We start from the raw sequence: 16,974 nt of genomic DNA, 5'->3' as shown, positions 1-16,974 counted from the left end.
CGGCTACCTCTCCGCTCTGCGGTGCTCGATGAGGACCGTGTCGCGCCACGTCCCGGCGAACGGGCCGTACGTCATGAGCCCGATCCGCTCGCGCCGGCCGACGGTACGGAAGCCGTGCGCCTCGTGCAGCCGAAGGCTCGCGACGTTCTCCGGGAAGACCGCCGACTGGACCGTCCAGACGCCGTGGTCGTGCGCCACCGCGAGGAAGGCGTCGAGCAGCAGGCCCCCGACGCCGTGCCCGCGCGCGGCGTCCGCGACGTAGACGGAGTGCTCGACGACGCCCCGGTAGACCGCGCGGCTCGACACCGCCGAGGCCGAGACCCAGCCGACGACGTCGTCGCCGAGGGTGGCGACCAGGCGCAGCCCGGGCAGCTTGCCGGCGTCGAACTCGTCCCAGGTCGGCGGCGCCGCCTCGAAGGTGGCGTGGCCGGTCGCGATGCCCTCGCGGAAGATGCGCTCGACGGCCGGCCAGTCCGCGGGCGCGAGCGGCCGGACGCTCGGCGCGCTGGTCACGGGCGGTCCAGGACGGCGTCGGTCGCGGCGGCCAGCAGGTCGCGGGCGCCCGGGGCGACGGCGAAGTGCGCCCACTTGCCGCGCTGCTCCCGCGTGACGAGCCCGGCCTCGACCAGGAGCCGCATGTGGTGGGACACCGTGGGCTGGGACAGGCCGACGGGCTCGGTCAGGTCGCAGACGCACGCGTCGCCGTCGGGGGCGGCGGCGATGATCGACAGGAGCCGCACGCGGGTCGAGTCGCCCAGGGCCTTGAACGTCCTTGCGACGTCGGCCGCCCGGGCCGGCTCGATCCCCCCGGTGCCGGGGGTGCAGCAGTCGGTGGCGGGGTTGTCGAGGACGGGAAGCAGCGTGCTCATGGGTCTGATCCTGCCATAGATTGACAGTCTTCGATACGAGGTGCAACAGTCGTCGCATCGACGAGCGTCGATGTGACCCTGACGATGTGGTGGAGGTTCTCATGGCGGTGGACAAGTCGCTGCGCGACGAGGTGCGGGACCGGTACGCGGAGGCGGCGCGCGCGGCGCAGGCCGGGCAGTACGAGGAGTCGAGCGACTGCTGCGGGAGCGGCGGCTGCTGCGGCCCCGCCGGCGCGCAGGTCGTGAAGTTCGGTCGCGACCTGTATGACGCGACCCAGGTCGTGGACCTCCCGGACACGGCGGTGCTGGCATCGCTCGGGTGCGGGAACCCGACGGCGGTCGCCGACCTGCACGAGGGCGAGCGGGTGCTGGACCTGGGCTCGGGCGGCGGTATCGACGTCCTCCTGTCGGCCAGGCGGGTCGGCCCGACGGGGTTCGCCTACGGCGTCGACATGACCGACGAGATGCTGGAGCTGGCCCGCGCAAACGCCGCCGAGGCGGGCGCGGCCAACGTGGAGTTCCGCAAGGGCACCATCGAGGACCTGCCGTTCGACGACGCGAGCGTCGACGTGGTGATCTCGAACTGCGTCATCAACCTGTCGACCGACAAGCCGGCGGTGCTCGCCGAGATGTTCCGGGTACTGGCCCCGGGCGGGCGCGTCGGGGTGTCCGACGTCGTCGCAGAGGACGGCGTGAGCCCCGAGGAGCGCGCGGAGCGCGGCTCGTACGTCGGCTGCGTGGCGGGAGCGCTGTCGAAGCAGGAGTACCTCGACGGGCTCGCGGCCGCGGGCTTCACGAGCGGGTCCGTGACGTTCACCCACGAGGTCGCGGAGGGCATGCACGGGGCGATCGTCAAGGCGACCAAGCCGGCGGGGCGCTGACGACGGTGCTCTCGCCGCTTACGGCGGACGACGGCGAGGGTCGCCCAGCGCGAGGGCGTGACCCTCGCCGTCGTCGTGTGCGAGGACGCCGGCGGCGCCGCTCTGCCGGTACCGCACGACGCCGCGCGCGATCAGGGGTGCCCCGATCGCGGACGGTGCGAGCCAGAACACCAGCACGGGCAGGTGCTCGAGCAGTGGGAGCCGCGGGCCGTTGTCGACGTAGAAGGCGGTCAGCAGGAGCACGAACGAGACGCCCATGCCGACGATGTGCCCCGTGTGGCCGGGCCGGTGACGCCGGCGGTGCAGGTAGCCGATCGTGGCGGCCGAGAAGGCCGCCGCCCCGATCACGAAGAGGTAGGCGCTCTGCCGCCAGCGCATCGCGGCCAGGGCGGTGGCCGTGACGAAGACGACGCCGATCGCCCAGTAGTACCGGCGGCCGAACCGGACGTGGCGCGCGCCGCCCTTGCGGCTGAGCGCCGTGGTCGCCCCCGTGACCACCGCGGTCAGGCCGGCCACCACATGCACGGCGAGAACCGCCAGGAACGCCGGGTTGCTCGACGGGACCAGCTCGCCGAGGACGCGGGTTGCCGTGTTCATCGGTCAGTCCTCCAGCTTCTCCGCTATAGGTAGGACGCCTACTTATGTAGCGAGATTACGCCTGCTCTTGTCGCGTGGGAAGGCCCAGGCGTAGCGTCGCTACGTATGAGAGCGGAAGCGCTGAAGGGGCACCTCGACGCACTGCTGCTGGCCGCGCTGGAGGGCGGTCCGCGGCACGGCTACGCCGTCATCGAGTCGCTGCGCGAGCGCAGCGGAGGACGGCTGAACCTCCCGACGGGCACCATCTACCCCGCCCTCCGCCGGCTGGAGCAGTCCGGCCTGATCGCCGGGGAGTGGTCGCTCGTCGGCGGGCGCCGACGTCGCGAGTACCGCCTGACGCCGGCCGGCATCCGTGCCCTCGAGGGCAAGCGCGCCGACTGGGTGGAGTTCACCGCCGTGATCTCGACGGCACTGGAGGCAGCCCCGTGGCCGGCCCCCGCCTGATCGACGACTACGTGGGGGCGCTGGCCGCGCAGCTGCCGGACGCCGTCGTCAGCGAGCTCGCCGACGGGCTCACGGAGACGTTCGACCGCTTCCGTCGCGAGGGGCTCGACCCCGACGCCGCCGCACGCGCCTCGATGACCGAGTTCGGCCGGCCGAGCGAGATCGTCGCGGCCTTCGTCGAGTCCGACCCCGTGCGCCGGGCGGCGCGACGGCTGCTGGTCACGGGACCGGTCGTCGGGCTCTGCTGGGCCACGGCTCTCGTCACGAACCACGTGTGGACCCGGCCGGCCTCAGCGCTTCTCCCGTTCGCGCCAGGCGGTCTGCTCGTGATCACGATCGCCCTGCTCGCCGCCGCCTCGTTCGGACGGCGCTACCACGCGGTCCGGTGGACCGGCACCGCGGCGTGCCTGGGCATGGCGGTCGTCGACGTCACGATGCTCACCGTCGCGCTGCTTGCCGCCCCAGGGCTGGTCCTGTGGCCCGTCGTCGTGCTCGCCGGCACGGCCAGTGCGGCCCGGATCGCGTTCAGCGCACGCACCTTGCGCGCGGCCCTCACCACCTGACCGGGCCGCGTCGGGGCGGTGGGTCAGGCGACGGCCTCGACGCCGAGCTCGTCGAGCAGAGCACGCACACGCCGCTCGATCTCGTCCCGGATCGGGCGCACGGCGTCGATGCCCTGGCCGGCCGGGTCGTCGAGCTGCCAGTCCTCGTACCGCTTGCCCGGGAAGATCGGGCACGCGTCGCCGCAGCCCATCGTGATGACGACGTCGGACGCCTGGACGGCCTCGGTGGTCAAGACCTTCGGCGTCGCCCCGCTGATGTCGATGCCTCGCTCGGCCATGGCCTGGACCGCGACGGGGTTGACCTGGTCGCCGGGCATCGAGCCCGCGGAGCGGACCTCGACCGTGCCGCCTGACAGCGCGGTGAGGAACCCGGCGGCCATCTGGGACCGGCCGGCGTTGTGGACGCAGACGAACAGTGCGGAGGGCATAGGGACATTCTCGCCTGGTCGGGAGGTTGTTCGGAGCGGTTCCCGTGGCGCTCACGCAGTGACCGGCGTCCCCCTCGGGCCCGAGAGTGGGGTTGACTTCCTCCGTGCGCGCCGGCCCCCTGGAGATCACCGACCTCCTGTGGTCGTTCGATGCGAGCGGAGCGCGGCTGCCGATCGTCAAGTCGTTAGCCTGCACAACTCTCCGCGACCGCGGGCAGGTCCGCGCTGCGCGGATCCTCGACCGTTTGCCCGCGAAAGCAGGCCATCTCGACGCCGAGGCGGTCGACGACCTCGGTCTTCGCGTCCACTACGAGCTGTCCCGCCTCGGCGAGGAGCTGCAGCTGGGCCGGCGGGTCGCGGCCCTCGTCGCTGCGCTGCTTCCGGACCTGGGGCTGCGCCCGGCCGAGCCGGTCCGAGTCGTCGACGTCGGATGCGGGCTCGGGCAAGCGCTCCGCTCCATCGCCGCGCGCGGGGATCTGCCCTCGTCGGTCGAGCTGGTCGGCGTGGACCTGAACCCCGTCCTGACCGCAGAGGCCGCGCGTCTCGCGCGCAGCGAGCGGCTCGAGGTTCGGTTCGTCACCGGTGATGCGTTCGCGCCGGGAGTCGCCATCGACGACGACCGCCCGACGATCGTCGTCTCGACCGGTCTGCTCCATCACCTTGCGGCGGAGGATCTCGCGGCGTTCTTCGCGGCCCAGGCGCAGCTCCGGGTGAAGGCCTTTGCCCACTGGGACATCGCGCCCTGCTTCTGGTCGACCCTGGGTGCCTGGGTGTTCCACCAGGCGCGGATGCGGGAACCGGTGTCGCGCCACGACGGCGTGCTGTCCGCGCGGCGCGCGCACCCGGCCGACGTCCTGCTCGCCGCCGCCCGCCACGCTGCACCCGGTTATCGGGTCGCGGTGCACGAAGGTTCGCGCTGGCATCCGCGCGCGCTGGACGTGCTCCGGCCGATCGTCGGAGTGAAGGCATGACGGTGCTCGTGATCGCAGCGCTGGCGTGCCTTGCGCTCGTCGACGGGGCGTTCAGCGGGTTCCGGGCGTCGCTCGGGCGGACGGGCCTGGTGGAGCACGCCGTGGAGGATCGTCGTGGCCTCGTGCGGGGCGCGGTCCTGATCACCGCCCTCGCGGTCCCCGCGGTGCTCTCGACCGTGCTCGACGTGACCCTCGGCCCGGCGGCGATGTCGACCTACGTGTCCGCCGGCCTGGCAGCGCTCGCCGTCGTCGGGCCGTACGCCGTGATCGTGCTGCTCGCGCTGGGCGTGTACGGCGCGCTCCGCTGGGAGCTTCGATACCTGGCTTCGGCGCTCATCCTGGGACCATTCACCCTGCTGCGGCCCGTCGTCGTCGTCGCGGCGGCGGTCGTCGCGATCCTCGACGTCCGTACGGCCGGCGTGGCGATCGCCGTCGCCCTGGCGGCGGCGGCGGTGCTGTCCGTCGAGCCCATCCTGAACCGTCGTGCCGCTGTAACCCCCGCGGAGCGCGTGCTGCGCCGTGCGGTCACCGCGAGGTGATCAGCCGGTTGAGCCGCCGCTCGACGCCCGGACCACGAGCTGCGGCTGGAACATCACATGCTCGGCATCGGTGCTCTTGATCAGCAGGTCGGCGGCCGTGGTGCCGAGCTCGTGCGTGGGCTGCCGCACCGACGTCAGAGGCGTGAACAGCTCGGCGGCGAACGTGACGTCGTCGTACCCGACGACGGCGACCTGCTCGGGCACCGTGATTCCCTCGGCGCGCAGCGTGCGCAGCGCGCCGAGCGCCACCAGGTCGTTGACGCAGAACAGGGCCGTCGGCAGCGGGCCGACGGCGAGCAGCTCGCGGACCGCGCGCTCGCCGCCGTCGGCGTCCAGGCGCGTGGTGACCTCGACGAGGGCGTCGGCCGGGTCGAGGCCGGCGGCGGTGATCGCGGCGACGACGCCGGCGTACCGGTCGGCGCACTGGCGCACGGCGTGCGAGCCGTTGATGAACGCGATCCGCTGGTGCCCGTGCGCGAGCAGGTGCTGGGCGGCGAGCGTCCCGCCGGCGACGTCGTCGACGGCGACGGAGGACAGCTCGGGCACGGGGGAGGGGCGGTCGAGCAGCACCACGCCCACGCCGCGCTCGTGCAGCGCGAGCAGATGCTCGACGTCGTCGGTCGCGGGGACGACGGCGACGCCCTGGACGCCGTGCTGCTCGAACGACCGCAGGAACCTGGACTCGCGCTCGGGGTCCTCCTCCGAGCTCGCGACCATGAGGGTCCAGTCGTCCTGGGTCAGGCGGTCCTCGAGCCCGCGCGCGACGTCGGTGAAGAACGGGTTGGTCAGGTCGAGCACGATGGCGCCGACGGTGGTGACCGACCCGACGCGCAGCTGGCGCGCCGACCCGTTGGGGACGAACCGCAGCTCGGCGATCGCCGTCTCGACGCGCTCGCGGGTCGCGGCCGAGACGACGGCCGGACGGTTGAGCACGTTGGAGACGGTGCCGACCGACACTCCCGCGCTGCGGGCGACGTCGGCGATGGAGGCGCGTCGTCGCGCCGGCGTCTTGGCCATGCGCCCGATCGTAACGTTTCAACCGCGTCCGGAGCGGGTGTTGAAAACGCCCGCGGGCGCGGTGTACGTTCGGAATGCTTGAAACGATTCACCGCCCGGGGACGACGTCGATGATGACGGAGGAGGTCGCACGCCGTGCGCCGAGTGATGTTCCAGTTCCGGGTCGACCCCGCAGCTGGTCGAGCTGACGGAGATCTTCCACCTCGAGACGCAGCTCGCTGCGGTCTCCGACCCTGAGGAAGGCGCACGACGATGACGACGTTCGACCAGATCACCCCGGTGCTCGACCGGCTCGCGATCGAGGTCCCCTCCTGGGCCTACGGCAACTCCGGCACGCGCTTCAAGGTGTTCGCGACGGCCGGCACCCCGCGCACGCCGCAGGAGAAGATCGCCGACGCCGCCAAGGTGCACGAGCTCACCGGCCTGGCACCGACCGTGGCGCTGCACATCCCGTGGGACAAGGTCGACGACTACGGGTCGCTGAGCGCGTTCGCGCTCGACCACGGCGTCGCGCTGGGCACGATCAACTCGAACACGTTCCAGGACGACGTCTACAAGCTGGGCTCGCTCACCCACCGCGACCCTGCCGTGCGCCGCAAGGCGATCGACCACCACCTCGAGTGCATCGAGATCATGGGCCTGACCGGGTCGCGCGACCTGAAGATCTGGCTCGCGGACGGCACCAACTACCCTGGCCAGGGAGACATCCGCGCCCGCCAGGACTGGCTGCACGAGGCGCTCGAGGAGATCTACGCCCACCTGGGTGAGGGTCAGCGGATGGTGCTCGAGTACAAGTTCTTCGAGCCGGCGTTCTACCACACGGACGTCCCGGACTGGGGTACGTCCTACGCCCACGTGGCCGCCCTCGGCGAGAAGGCGTTCGTCTGCCTCGACACCGGCCACCACGCCCCCGGCACCAACATCGAGTTCATCGTCGCCCAGCTGCTGCGCCTCGGGAAGCTCGGCTCGTTCGACTTCAACTCGCGGTTCTACGCCGACGACGACCTGATCGTCGGGGCGGCCGACCCGTTCCAGCTCTTCCGCATCCTCTTCGAGGTCGCGCGGGGCGGTGGGCTAAGCGAGGGGTCGCCCGTTGCGCTCATGCTCGACCAGTGCCACAACATCGAGGACAAGGTCCCCGGCCAGATCCGCTCGGTGCTCAACGTCCAGGAGACCGTGGCCAAGGTGCTGCTGGTGGACCGCGACGCGCTCGACGCCGCGCAGGCCGCGGGCGACGTCCTGACCGCGAACCAGGTCGTGATGGACGCGTTCTGGACCGACGTCCGCCCGGCGCTCGCGGCCTACCGCGAGGCCAAGGGACTCCCTGCGGAACCCATGGCCGCCTACGCCGCCTCGGGGTACCAGCAGCAGATCGCCGCCGAGCGTGTCGGCGGCACCCAGGCGTCCTGGGGCGCCTGACCCACCCGCACGCAAAGACCGCACCCACGCCCTCGGAGCGAACCCGCCATGACGCACCCCGCCGTCGCCGACCTAATCGCCCGGTCCAACCGGCTCGGCGCCGACCCCCGCACCACGAACTACGCCGGCGGCAACACCTCCGCCAAGGGCACCGACACCGACCCGGTCACCGGGGAGCCCGTCGAGCTCATGTGGGTGAAGGGCTCGGGCGGCGACCTCGGCACCCTGACCGAGAAGGGCCTGGCGGTGCTGCGCCTGGACCGCCTGCGCTCGCTCGCGGGCGTGTACCCGGGCGTCGACCGGGAGGACGAGATGGTCGCCGCGTTCGACCACTGCCTGTTCGGCAAGGGCGGCGCGGCGCCGTCGATCGACACCGCCATGCACGGCCTGGTCGACGCCGCGCACGTGGACCACCTGCACCCCGACGCCGGCATCGCGATCGCCACCGCGGCCGACGGCGAGGAGCTGACCGCCAAGATCTTCGGCGACAAGGTCGTGTGGGTGCCGTGGCGCCGGCCCGGGTTCCAGCTCGGGCTCGACATCGCCGCGATCAAGGAGGCCAACCCGCAGGCCGTCGGCACTGTGCTCGGCGGCCACGGCGTCACCGCGTGGGGCGACACCTCCGAGGAGGCGGAGCGGAGCTCGCTGTGGATCATCGCCACCGCGCAGGCGTACATCGACGAGCACGGCGCGGCGGAGCCGTTCGGCCCGGCACTGACCGGCTTCGAGGCGCTGCCCGACGACGAGCGGCGCGCCAAGGCGGCCGCGCTCGCGCCGCACCTGCGTGGCGTGGCCTCAGCCGACCATCCGCAGGTCGGCCACTTCACCGACGCCGGCGTCGTCCTCGACTTCCTCGCGCGGGAGAAGCACCGGGAGCTGGCCGAGCTCGGCACGAGCTGCCCCGACCACTTCCTGCGCACCAAGGTCAAGCCGCTCGTCGTCGACCTGCCGGCCACGGCCTCGGTCGACGAGATCGTGGAGCGGCTGCCGCAGCTCCACGAGGCGTACCGGGCCGACTACACCGCCTACTACGAGCGCGGAGCGGCCGAGGCGCGCGCCCGCGGGGAGGAGCCGCCCGCGATGCGCGGCGCCGACCCGGCGATCGTGCTGGTGCCGGGCGTGGGCATGTTCTCCTACGGCGCGGACAAGCAGACCGCCCGCGTCGCCGGCGAGTTCTACGTCAACGCCATCAACGTCATGCGCGGAGCCGAGGCGCTGTCCACCTACGCGCCGATCGACGAGAGCGAGAAGTTCCGCATCGAGTACTGGGCGCTCGAGGAGGCCAAGCTCCAGCGGCGGCCCAGGCCCAAGCCGCTCGCCACCCGCATCGCGTTCGTCACGGGCGGGGCGTCGGGCATCGGCAAGGCCATCGCGACGCGGCTGGCCGCCGAGGGCGCGTGCGTCGTCGTCGCCGACCTCGACGAGGCCACGGCGCAGGGCGCGGCCGCCGAGATCGACGGGCCCGACGTCGCCGTCGGCCTCGCCGCGAACGTGGCCGACGAGGCCGCGGTCAAGGCTGCGCTCGCGGCGACCGTGCTGGCGTTCGGCGGCGTCGACATCGTCGTGAACAACGCCGGCCTGTCGCTTAGTAGGTCGCTCTTCGACACCACCGAGGCCGACTGGGACCTGCAGCACGACGTCATGGCCAAGGGCTCGTTCCTCGTCTCGAAGAACTTCGCCCAGGCGCTCGTGGACCAGGGGCTGGGCGGCGACATCATCTACATCTCGTCCAAGAACTCGGTGTTCGCCGGCCCCAACAACATCGCCTACTCGGCCACCAAGGCCGACCAGGCGCACCAGGTCCGCCTGCTCGCAGCGGAGCTCGGCCCGCACGGCATCAAGGTCAACGGCATCAACCCCGACGGCGTCGTGCGCGGGTCGGGCATCTTCGCCAGCGGGTGGGGCGCCAACCGCGCCGCCGTCTACGGCGTGCCCGAGGAGAAGCTGGGCGAGTTCTACGCGCAGCGCACCCTGCTCAAGCGCGAGGTGCTGCCCGAGCACGTCGCAAACGTGGCGTTCGCGCTGTGCACGAGCGACTTCTCGCACACCACGGGGCTGCACGTGCCGGTCGACGCCGGCGTGGCCGCGGCGTTCCTCCGGTGAGCCCGACGGCGTACGCCGCCGTCGACCTCGGCGCGACGAGCGGGCGAGTGATGCTCGGCGTGCTGCACCACGACGGCGGCGGCGCACGCGTCGAGCTGTTCGAGACCGGGCGGTTCACCAACGGCCCGGTGCCCGTGCCCGCAGGGGCGGGCACCGAGCTGCGCTGGGACGTGCTGCACCTGTGGCGCGGCATCCTCGAGGGCCTGCGGGCCGCGGGCCGCGAGGCCGCCACCCGCGGGGCCGTGCTCGCGGGCGTCGGCGTCGACTCGTGGGCGGTCGACACCGCTCTGCTCGATGCCGACGGCGCCCTGCTGGCCGCCCCGCGGTGCTACCGCGACCCGCGCCTGCTGGGCGTCGCCGACCAGGTCTACGCGCGGATCCCCGCCGCCGAGCACTACGCCGTCAACGGCCTGCAGCACCTGGCCTTCACCACGGAGTTCCAGCTCGTGGCCGGCTCGGCCGACGCCGTGTGGCCGCTCGCGCACGACGTGCTGCTGGTCCCGGACCTCGTGACCTACTGGCTCACCGGACGCAAGGTCGCCGAGGTCACCAACGCCTCGACCACCGGGCTGCTCGACGCCGCCTCGCGGACCTGGGCGGACGGGATCGTGAAGCGACTGGGGGCGGAGTTCCCGGCGCTCGCCGGGCTGCGCCGGCTGCTGCCCGGGCTCGTCGAGGCGGGGACCGTGGTCGGGGTGCTCGCGGACGCGGTGCAAGAGGCCACAGGCCTCGGCCCGGTACGGGTGGTCGCGGTCGCGTCGCACGACACGGCGTCGGCGGTGGTGGGCACCCCGCTCGGGGAGCGGGGCGCCTACATCAGCTCGGGCACCTGGTCGCTCGTAGGGCTCGAGCTCGACGCGCCCGTGCTCACCGAAGCCTCGCGCAAGGCCGGGTTCACGAACGAGCTCGGGCTCGACGGGACGGTGCGGTACCTCCACAACGTCATGGGGCTGTGGGTGCTCGACGAGTGCGTCCGCGAGTGGACGCGCGACGGCCGGCCGGTCGACCTCGCCGAGCTGCTCGACGCCGCCGCGCGCGAGCCCGGCGGCGTCACCGTCGTCGACCTCGACACCGACGACTTCCTCGCGCCCGGCGACATGCCGCGCCGGTTCGCGGAGGCAGCGCGGCGCGCCGCCCTGCCCGTCCCCGAGACCCGGCCGGCTCTCGCCCGCGCAGTCCTCGACAGCCTTGCGGCGGCCTATGCCCGCACGATCGCGCGGGCGGCCGAGCTCGCCGGGGCTCCCGTCGAGGTCGTGCACATCGTCGGCGGCGGGGCGCGCAACGGGCTGCTCTGCCGGCTCACCGCGGAGGCCACCCGTCTGCCCGTCGTCGCCGGTCCCGGCGAGGCCGCGGCGGTCGGCAACGTGCTGGTGCAGGCGCGAGCAACCGGCGCGCTGACCGGCGGGCTCGACGCGCTGCGCGACGTCGTCGCCGCGTCTTTCAGCCTCCGCCGGTACGAGCCGCCTCGATAGGATCCGGGCATGCCGAGGCCCCGGCTCCAGGACGTCGCCGAGCACGCGGGCGTCTCGCTCGCCACGGCCTCGCGCGTGCTCAACGGATCCGCGCGCCAGCCCGGCCCCGACCTGGTCGCCAAGGTCCGGGCCTCGGCCGACGCGCTCGGCTACGTCGTCAACGCCCAGGCGCAGGCGCTGGCCCGCTCGCGCACCGGCCTGCTCGGGCTCGTGGTGCAGGACATCTCGGACCCGTACTTCTCCTCGATCGCCGCGGGGGCGCAGGTCGCGGCCCGCGAGCACGGGCTCCAGCTGCTGCTGGCCAGCACGGACCGTGACCCGGCGGTCGAGCTCGAGGCCGTCGCCGCGCTGGTGGCGCACCGGGCCGACGCGATCGTCGTCGTCGGCACGCGGCGGGACGGGCCAGAGGACGACGCGCTCGACGCCGCCCTGACGCGCTACCGCGACTCGGGCGGCCACGCCGTGCTCGTGGGGCAGCCGCTGGGCGACGTGCGGACGGTGCGGCCGCCGAACGCTGCGGGCGGCGAGGCGCTCGCGGTCGACCTGCTGAGGCTTGGGCTCCGGTGGTTCGTGGTGCTCGGCCGCTGGGAGACGTGGGCGACGCCGCGTGAGCGCAGCGAGGCCTTCACGCGCGCGGTCGCGGCGGGTGGGGGCGTCGTCGAGGTCGTGCCCGTCGCGGAGTTCTCGCGCGACGGCGGTTACGGCGCCGCCGCGGCGGTCTCCGACCTGGTGGAGCGGTCGCACGGCGAGCGGCTGTGCGTGTTCGCGACCTCGGACGTCATGGCGATCGGCCTCATGGCCGGTCTGCGCGAACGGGGCGTGCGCGTGCCCGACGACGTGCTTGTCGCGGGCTTCGACGACATCCCGACGCTGCGCGACCACGTGCCGGCGCTCACCACGGTGCGGGTGCCGCTCGAGGAGATGGGGCGCCGCGCGGTGCTCGCGGCCGTCGCGGAGCTCGACGGCGAGGAGCTGGTCGCCCCGGACGGCGGGCTGACGGCCGAGGTCGTGCTCCGCGAGTCGACCGGCGCCGCCGTCGTGGCCTGATCGGGGCCGAGGTCAGACGACCAGCAGCACGTGCAGCGAGCGCGGGCCGTGGACGCCCTCGACGCGCGAGAGCTCGATGTCGCTCGTGGCGCTCGGGCCCGAGATCCAGGTCTGGGGCCGGGCCGCATGCTCGGCGAGCAGGCGGACGGCCTCCGGGACGGTCTGGACCACCTGGTCGGCGCGCACCACGCACAGGTGCGTGTCGGGGACGAGCGTGATCGCGCGTCGGCCCTGGTCGGGCTCGCCGTCGAGCACGATCGTGCCGGTGTCCGCGATCGCGACCCGCGCAGCGGTGACCACGGCCGCGGACGCGTCGAGCTCGGCGTTGCTGCGGGGTGCGGTGCGCGAGTCGAGGACGACGTCGCCCAGGCCGGCGATCCAGGCGGGGTCGAGGCCGTCGGGGGCCACGACCGGCGCCGAGGTGCCGAGGCTCGCGACCGCCTGGGCGATCGCGTCGGGCACCTCCGCGGCGCTCACGCGCCGCACGTGGGCCTTGTAGTCGACGAGCCGGTCCTCGAGCAGGTGGAGCACTGCCTCCGAGCCCGGAGCGTGCTCCCCGGCGGCACGGTAGGCGCGGGGCACCTCGACCGCCGCCTGGGGCGCGGGCCCGAGCGCGGCGCGGATGCGGGCCAGGACGTCGGTGCGTGCGTCGCTCACTGGGACTCCTTCCGGTCCGCCCACCAGCGGCGGAACGCGCGGGCGGGCGGCACGGGCAGGTCGCGCGAACCCGTCCACCGCGAGCCGGGGTAGGGCAGGTGCTTGACGACGTGGTCCGCGCCGCCGACGACGTGCGTGAGGGCCGCGAGGCGCTCCGCTCCCGCGAACCGGTCGCCGTCGGACATGGCCCAGGACGCGGCCTTCATCACGGCCGCGACCGGGTCGACGAGACGGCCCCGGTCGGCGTCGACCTCGCGGGCGCGCAGGTCCACGAGGATCGACGGGATGTCGATCTTGACCGGGCAGACCTCGAAGCAGGCGCCGCACAGCGTCGAGGCGTAGGGGAGTGAGGCGTTCGGGTCATCGTGACCGCCTCCCCGCGTGCCCGACGGCCCGGTGAGCTGCGGGGTCAGGATGGCCCCGATCGGCCCGGGATAGACGGACCCGTAGGCGTGCCCGCCGACCCGCTCGTAGACCGGGCACACGTTGAGGCACGCCGAGCAGCGGATGCAGTGCAGCGCGGCGCGCCCGCGCTCGTCCTCGAGCACCTTGGTGCGCCCGTTGTCGAGCAGGATCAGGTGGAACTCCTGCGGCCCGTCGCCCGGCGTGACGCCGGTCCACAGGGACGTGTACGGGTTCATCCGCTCGCCGGTGGACGAGCGCGGAAGCAGCTGCAGGAACACCTCGAGGTCCGTGAAGGAGGGCAGCAGCTTCTCGATGCCCATCACCGTGACCAGCGTCTCCGGCAGCGTCAGGCACATGCGCCCGTTGCCCTCGGACTCGACCACTGCGATGGTGCCGGTCTCCGCCACGCCGAAGTTCGCGCCGGACACGGCGACCCTCGCGGAGAGGAACTTGCGGCGCAAGTGCGCCCGGGCCGCCGTCGCGAGCTCCCGCGGGGTGTCGCTCAGGTCGGCCGGCGCGTCGGCCATGCGGGCCAGGAAGATGTCGCGGATCTCCGAACGGTTCCGGTGGATCGCCGGGACCAGGAAGTGCGACGGCATGTCGTCGGCGAGCTGCACGATGAGCTCGGCCAGGTCGGTCTCCACGGCGGCGATGCCACGCGCGGCGAGGGCCTCGTTGAGCCCGATCTCCTGCGTCGCCATCGACTTGACCTTGACCACCTCGTCGACGCCCTTGGCCTTGGCGATCTCCGCGACGATGCGGTTGGCCTCGTCGGCGTCGCGCGCCCAGTGCACGACGCCGCCGCGCGCGGTCACGTTCTCCTCGAGCCGCGCGAGCAGCTCGGGCAGCTCCGCCAGGACCTGCTGCTTGACGGCCGAGCCGGCGTCCCGCAGCGCCTCCCAGTCGGGCACCTCTGCCACGACGCGGGCCCGCTTGTCGCGGATGGTCGACGTCGCGCGCGCGAGGTTGCGGCGGAGCTGGTCGTTCCCGAGCGCGGCCTTGGCGGCGTCCGGGAACGACTCGCCCCAGCGCAGCGGCGTCTCGGGGTGGGGGAGCGGGCCGAAGGGCTCGTCGTCGCCGGCCCTCCGGCGCGGGATCCCGAGGAACGTACTCACGAGACGGTCACCTCCGAGAAGGTCGTGCGCGGCATCGGCGTCGGGTCCTCGCGCGTCGAGGCCAGGATCTCGGCCAGGTGCAGGGCGTGGACGCCGGAGCGCTGACGGGAGAGGCCGCCGCCGATGTGCATGAGGCACGACATGTCGCCGGCGGTGACCACGTCGGCCGCCGTCGAGCGTACGGCCGCGGTCTTGTCGGCCAGCATCGCGGCCGAGACGTCCGCGTTCTTCAGCGCGAACGTGCCGCCGAACCCGCAGCAGCTCTCCGCCTCGGGCAGCTCGACGAGCTCGAGGTCCTCGACCGCGCGGAGCAGCCGCACCGGCCGGTCGCCGACGTGGAGCATGCGCAGCGAGTGGCAGGTGGGGTGGTACGTGACGCGGTGCGGGAACCACGCGCCGACGTCGGTCACGCCGAGCACGTCCACGAGCAGCTCGGACAGCTCATACGTCCGGGCGGCCACCGCCTCGGCCGTCGTGGCCAGCTCGTCGAGGCCGGCGCGGCGCGCGACCATCGCCTGCTGGTGGCGCACGGACCCCGTGCACGACCCGGACGGCATCACGACGGCGTCCCACTCGCCGTCGGCGACGGGTGCGAAGGTCTGCACATGGTTGCGGATCACGGGCACGGCCTCCGCGAAGTACCCCGTATTGACGTGCATCTGACCGCAGCACGCCTGCCCGGAAGGGAAGACGACCTCGTGCCCGAGCCGTTCGAGCAGGCGGACCACCGCCTGCGGGGCGGCGGGGAACAGGGTGTCGGCGATGCAGGTCGCCGCCAGCGCGATGCGCACTGTCGTGCTCCTTCCCGTCGGCGTTGCCGGGTGAGGTGCCGGGTGAGGGTGCCAGGTGAGGTGCCTGGTCGTCGGGCTGGACGTCACTTCCCGCTCCGCGGCAGCATAGCGTCCCATCTCGCGTTTTGAATCCATTCACTCGCCGACATGATCGCGGAGAGCGCTTCGACAGAGTGCACTGCCGGGAAAGGTAGCCGTCACGATCGCCGCCGCCTGACACGGCTACGCTCCCGCGCATGAGTACGTCTGCCGTGGTCGTCGGCGCCGGGATCGCGGGCCTCGCCTCTGCCGTCTCGCTCGCGCGGGTGGGATGGCAGATCACGGTCCTCGAGCGGGCCGCGGAGGCCGGGGAGATCGGCGCCGGGTTCGCGATGTCGCGCAACGCCGTTGCCGCGTTCCGCGGGCTCGGGTTCGGGGACGACGACGTCGCCGCGCTGGGGTACGCAACCTGGGCCGGCGGGACCTTCGACTGGCGGGGTCGGCCGATCCTCACGGTCCCCGGATCACCGGAGGTGCGCGACGCCGTCGGGCTGATCGGCGTCCACCGTCGCCGCGTGCACGCGGCGCTGCTCGGCCGAGCCGTCGCGCTCGGCGTCCACGTCGTACCGCGCAGCACCGTCACCGACCTCGACCCGGGCGTCGCCGACGGTGCTCCCGCCGTCGTCGGTGGGCGCGCGGCGGACCTCGTCGTCGGTGCGGACGGGATTCGCTCCGCCGTCCGCGGTGTCGTCTTCCCGCGCATCGCGCCGGTGTACAGCGGGTACTCGAGCTGGCGCGCCGTCGTCCCGGGGGTGTTCGGCGGTGAGGCGCTCACACAGTTCTGGGGGCCGCACGCCGAGTACGGCATCCTGCCGACCACGCCCGCCGGAGGGCCGGACGAAACCTACTGGTACGGGTACGTGCGCATGCCCGAGCGGACGCGGCTCGGCGGGCCCGACGGCGAGCTCGCCGCCGCCAAGGCGCGTGCGGCCGGCTGGGCCGCACCCGTACAGGAGGTGCTCGACGCCACCGACCCCGCCACGCTGCTGCGCCACGACGTCCACCACCTGCCCGGGGGAGCGCCGTCGTACACCTCCGGACGGGTCGTGCTGGTCGGGGATGCGGCACACGGGACGGTTCCGACCATGGGGCAGGGTGCAGCGACCGCGCTCGAGGACGGGCTGTGCGTCGGGCTGCTCGTCGGCGCACCCGTCGCCGCAGGTGGGCGGCTCGCCCCGGCACTCGCGGGCTTCGATGCCGCCCGAAGACCGCGCTGCCGAGGGTTGGCGCGAGCGTCGGTCGCGTCCGGGCGGTTCGGGGCGCACCTCGGCGTCGGTCAGGGGCTGCGCAACGCGCTCATGCGGCTGACACCGACGGGCGCCGTCGTGCGTGGGGCCGAAGCGGCGATGGGATGGACGCCGCCCCAGGCGGCGCCGCCCGTGCGGTGAGCTCCCGCCCAGGCTCGACGCGCACAACACCCCGGACCGCCTCGACGCCGTCGCGCCGGCCGCGCACGTCGGCGTCCGCGAGCACCCGCGCGGGCTCGAGGTCGACCTGCCGGCGCACTCCTACGTCACTGTGACCCTCGACCTCGGGTGAGCGCGGCGTCGCCGTGACGCCTGCACGCCCATCGATGACTTCCGCCGGGTGCTGCCGTCACGACGAGTGATCGCGAAC

The 16,974-nt window shown here is 73.4% G+C and carries 18 protein-coding genes; 10 read left to right on the top strand and 8 right to left on the bottom strand.

The window, feature by feature from the left end:
* Nucleotides 1-3 precede the first annotated feature (3 nt).
* Nucleotides 4-513, bottom strand: coding sequence for a GNAT family N-acetyltransferase (locus ACO4JP_RS15490; protein WP_425954872.1), 510 nt, complete (start codon nucleotides 511-513; stop codon nucleotides 4-6).
* Complete coding sequence (locus ACO4JP_RS15485; protein ID WP_425954871.1) at nucleotides 510-869, bottom strand: ArsR/SmtB family transcription factor; 360 nt, start codon at nucleotides 867-869, stop codon at nucleotides 510-512. Before ACO4JP_RS15485 ends, ACO4JP_RS15490 begins: the two co-directional genes overlap by 4 nt.
* A 101-nt stretch (nucleotides 870-970) precedes the next feature.
* Between ACO4JP_RS15485 and arsM the strand changes: the two genes are divergently transcribed.
* Nucleotides 971-1,750: an arsenite methyltransferase gene (gene arsM, locus ACO4JP_RS15480; RefSeq protein WP_425957129.1), complete on the top strand. Its 780-nt coding sequence runs from the start codon at nucleotides 971-973 to the stop codon at nucleotides 1,748-1,750.
* Between the two features lie 18 nt (nucleotides 1,751-1,768).
* Here the strand turns inward: arsM and ACO4JP_RS15475 are convergent, their stop codons facing one another.
* Nucleotides 1,769-2,347, bottom strand: coding sequence for a hypothetical protein (locus ACO4JP_RS15475; protein ID WP_425954870.1), 579 nt, complete (start codon nucleotides 2,345-2,347; stop codon nucleotides 1,769-1,771).
* 105 nt (nucleotides 2,348-2,452) lie between these two features.
* On the opposite strand from ACO4JP_RS15475, the gene ACO4JP_RS15470 reads away from it, so the two are divergent.
* Complete coding sequence (locus ACO4JP_RS15470) at nucleotides 2,453-2,791, top strand: PadR family transcriptional regulator (protein ID WP_425954869.1); 339 nt, start codon at nucleotides 2,453-2,455, stop codon at nucleotides 2,789-2,791.
* Nucleotides 2,773-3,354 (top strand): hypothetical protein, encoded by a 582-nt coding sequence (locus ACO4JP_RS15465; protein WP_425954868.1) that lies wholly within the window; start codon nucleotides 2,773-2,775, stop codon nucleotides 3,352-3,354. The genes ACO4JP_RS15470 and ACO4JP_RS15465 overlap by 19 nt, the downstream gene beginning before the upstream one ends.
* A 23-nt stretch (nucleotides 3,355-3,377) precedes the next feature.
* Here ACO4JP_RS15465 and ACO4JP_RS15460 read toward each other — a convergent pair whose 3' ends face one another.
* The gene (locus tag ACO4JP_RS15460) at nucleotides 3,378-3,782 is read right to left on the bottom strand and encodes an arsenate reductase ArsC (RefSeq protein WP_425954867.1); all 405 of its coding nucleotides are present in this window, start codon (nucleotides 3,780-3,782) and stop codon (nucleotides 3,378-3,380) included.
* A gap of 104 nt (nucleotides 3,783-3,886) precedes the next feature.
* On the opposite strand from ACO4JP_RS15460, the gene ACO4JP_RS15455 reads away from it, so the two are divergent.
* A complete protein-coding gene (locus ACO4JP_RS15455; RefSeq protein ID WP_425954866.1) occupies nucleotides 3,887-4,753 on the top strand; it encodes a methyltransferase domain-containing protein in 867 nt (288 codons plus the stop codon).
* The gene (locus ACO4JP_RS15450) at nucleotides 4,750-5,292 is read left to right on the top strand and encodes a hypothetical protein (RefSeq protein ID WP_425954865.1); all 543 of its coding nucleotides are present in this window, start codon (nucleotides 4,750-4,752) and stop codon (nucleotides 5,290-5,292) included. Before ACO4JP_RS15455 ends, ACO4JP_RS15450 begins: the two co-directional genes overlap by 4 nt.
* Here ACO4JP_RS15450 and ACO4JP_RS15445 read toward each other — a convergent pair whose 3' ends face one another.
* Nucleotides 5,293-6,309: a LacI family DNA-binding transcriptional regulator gene (locus tag ACO4JP_RS15445; RefSeq protein ID WP_425954864.1), complete on the bottom strand. Its 1,017-nt coding sequence runs from the start codon at nucleotides 6,307-6,309 to the stop codon at nucleotides 5,293-5,295.
* 252 nt (nucleotides 6,310-6,561) lie between these two features.
* Between ACO4JP_RS15445 and rhaI the strand changes: the two genes are divergently transcribed.
* The 4 genes from rhaI to ACO4JP_RS15425 are packed head-to-tail and all read left to right on the top strand — an operon-like array spanning nucleotide 6,562 to nucleotide 12,350.
* On the top strand, nucleotides 6,562-7,728 hold the full coding sequence (rhaI, locus tag ACO4JP_RS15440) for an L-rhamnose isomerase (protein WP_425954863.1): 1,167 nt from the start codon (nucleotides 6,562-6,564) through the stop codon (nucleotides 7,726-7,728).
* Nucleotides 7,729-7,776: 48 nt separating this feature from the next.
* Nucleotides 7,777-9,831 (top strand): bifunctional aldolase/short-chain dehydrogenase, encoded by a 2,055-nt coding sequence (locus tag ACO4JP_RS15435; RefSeq protein WP_425954862.1) that lies wholly within the window; start codon nucleotides 7,777-7,779, stop codon nucleotides 9,829-9,831.
* Nucleotides 9,828-11,303 carry a rhamnulokinase gene (locus tag ACO4JP_RS15430; protein ID WP_425954861.1) on the top strand — a complete coding sequence of 492 codons (1,476 nt, stop codon included), beginning with the start codon at nucleotides 9,828-9,830 and terminating at the stop codon, nucleotides 11,301-11,303. The genes ACO4JP_RS15435 and ACO4JP_RS15430 overlap by 4 nt, the downstream gene beginning before the upstream one ends.
* A 9-nt stretch (nucleotides 11,304-11,312) precedes the next feature.
* A complete protein-coding gene (locus tag ACO4JP_RS15425) occupies nucleotides 11,313-12,350 on the top strand; it encodes a LacI family DNA-binding transcriptional regulator (protein WP_425954860.1) in 1,038 nt (345 codons plus the stop codon).
* 12 nt (nucleotides 12,351-12,362) lie between these two features.
* Here the strand turns inward: ACO4JP_RS15425 and ACO4JP_RS15420 are convergent, their stop codons facing one another.
* Genes ACO4JP_RS15420 through ACO4JP_RS15410 form a run of 3 tightly spaced genes read right to left on the bottom strand, consistent with a single transcriptional unit; the run spans nucleotide 12,363 to nucleotide 15,318 of the window.
* Nucleotides 12,363-13,007, bottom strand: coding sequence for a LutC/YkgG family protein (locus ACO4JP_RS15420; protein WP_425954859.1), 645 nt, complete (start codon nucleotides 13,005-13,007; stop codon nucleotides 12,363-12,365).
* On the bottom strand, nucleotides 13,004-14,527 hold the full coding sequence (locus ACO4JP_RS15415) for a LutB/LldF family L-lactate oxidation iron-sulfur protein (protein ID WP_425954858.1): 1,524 nt from the start codon (nucleotides 14,525-14,527) through the stop codon (nucleotides 13,004-13,006). The genes ACO4JP_RS15420 and ACO4JP_RS15415 overlap by 4 nt, the downstream gene beginning before the upstream one ends.
* A complete protein-coding gene (locus ACO4JP_RS15410; protein ID WP_425954857.1) occupies nucleotides 14,524-15,318 on the bottom strand; it encodes a (Fe-S)-binding protein in 795 nt (264 codons plus the stop codon). The genes ACO4JP_RS15415 and ACO4JP_RS15410 overlap by 4 nt, the downstream gene beginning before the upstream one ends.
* A gap of 236 nt (nucleotides 15,319-15,554) precedes the next feature.
* Between ACO4JP_RS15410 and ACO4JP_RS15405 the strand changes: the two genes are divergently transcribed.
* Nucleotides 15,555-16,745 (top strand): FAD-dependent monooxygenase, encoded by a 1,191-nt coding sequence (locus ACO4JP_RS15405; protein ID WP_425954856.1) that lies wholly within the window; start codon nucleotides 15,555-15,557, stop codon nucleotides 16,743-16,745.
* The last annotated feature ends 229 nt before the right edge of the window (nucleotides 16,746-16,974 follow it).

This window comes from Xylanimonas sp. McL0601, from assembly GCF_049852175.1.
GTDB lineage: Bacteria > Actinomycetota > Actinomycetes > Actinomycetales > Cellulomonadaceae > Xylanimonas.
This window is presented reverse-complemented; position numbering and strand designations above follow the sequence as displayed.

Bases quoted from the DNA above. Each gene is read 5' to 3' on its own strand.
- ACO4JP_RS15485 (WP_425954871.1), bottom strand. From the start codon at position 869: ATGAGCACGCTGCTTCCCGTCCTCGACAACCCCGCCACCGACTGCTGC.
- ACO4JP_RS15460 (WP_425954867.1), bottom strand. From the start codon at position 3,782: ATGCCCTCCGCACTGTTCGTCTGCGTCCACAACGCCGGCCGGTCCCAG.
- ACO4JP_RS15475 (WP_425954870.1), bottom strand. From the start codon at position 2,347: ATGAACACGGCAACCCGCGTCCTCGGCGAGCTGGTCCCGTCGAGCAAC.
- ACO4JP_RS15470 (WP_425954869.1), top strand. From the start codon at position 2,453: ATGAGAGCGGAAGCGCTGAAGGGGCACCTCGACGCACTGCTGCTGGCC.
- ACO4JP_RS15425 (WP_425954860.1), top strand. From the start codon at position 11,313: ATGCCGAGGCCCCGGCTCCAGGACGTCGCCGAGCACGCGGGCGTCTCG.
- ACO4JP_RS15405 (WP_425954856.1), top strand. From the start codon at position 15,555: ATGAGTACGTCTGCCGTGGTCGTCGGCGCCGGGATCGCGGGCCTCGCC.
- arsM (WP_425957129.1), top strand. From the start codon at position 971: ATGGCGGTGGACAAGTCGCTGCGCGACGAGGTGCGGGACCGGTACGCG.
- rhaI (WP_425954863.1), top strand. From the start codon at position 6,562: ATGACGACGTTCGACCAGATCACCCCGGTGCTCGACCGGCTCGCGATC.
- ACO4JP_RS15450 (WP_425954865.1), top strand. From the start codon at position 4,750: ATGACGGTGCTCGTGATCGCAGCGCTGGCGTGCCTTGCGCTCGTCGAC.
- ACO4JP_RS15445 (WP_425954864.1), bottom strand. From the start codon at position 6,309: ATGGCCAAGACGCCGGCGCGACGACGCGCCTCCATCGCCGACGTCGCC.
- ACO4JP_RS15435 (WP_425954862.1), top strand. From the start codon at position 7,777: ATGACGCACCCCGCCGTCGCCGACCTAATCGCCCGGTCCAACCGGCTC.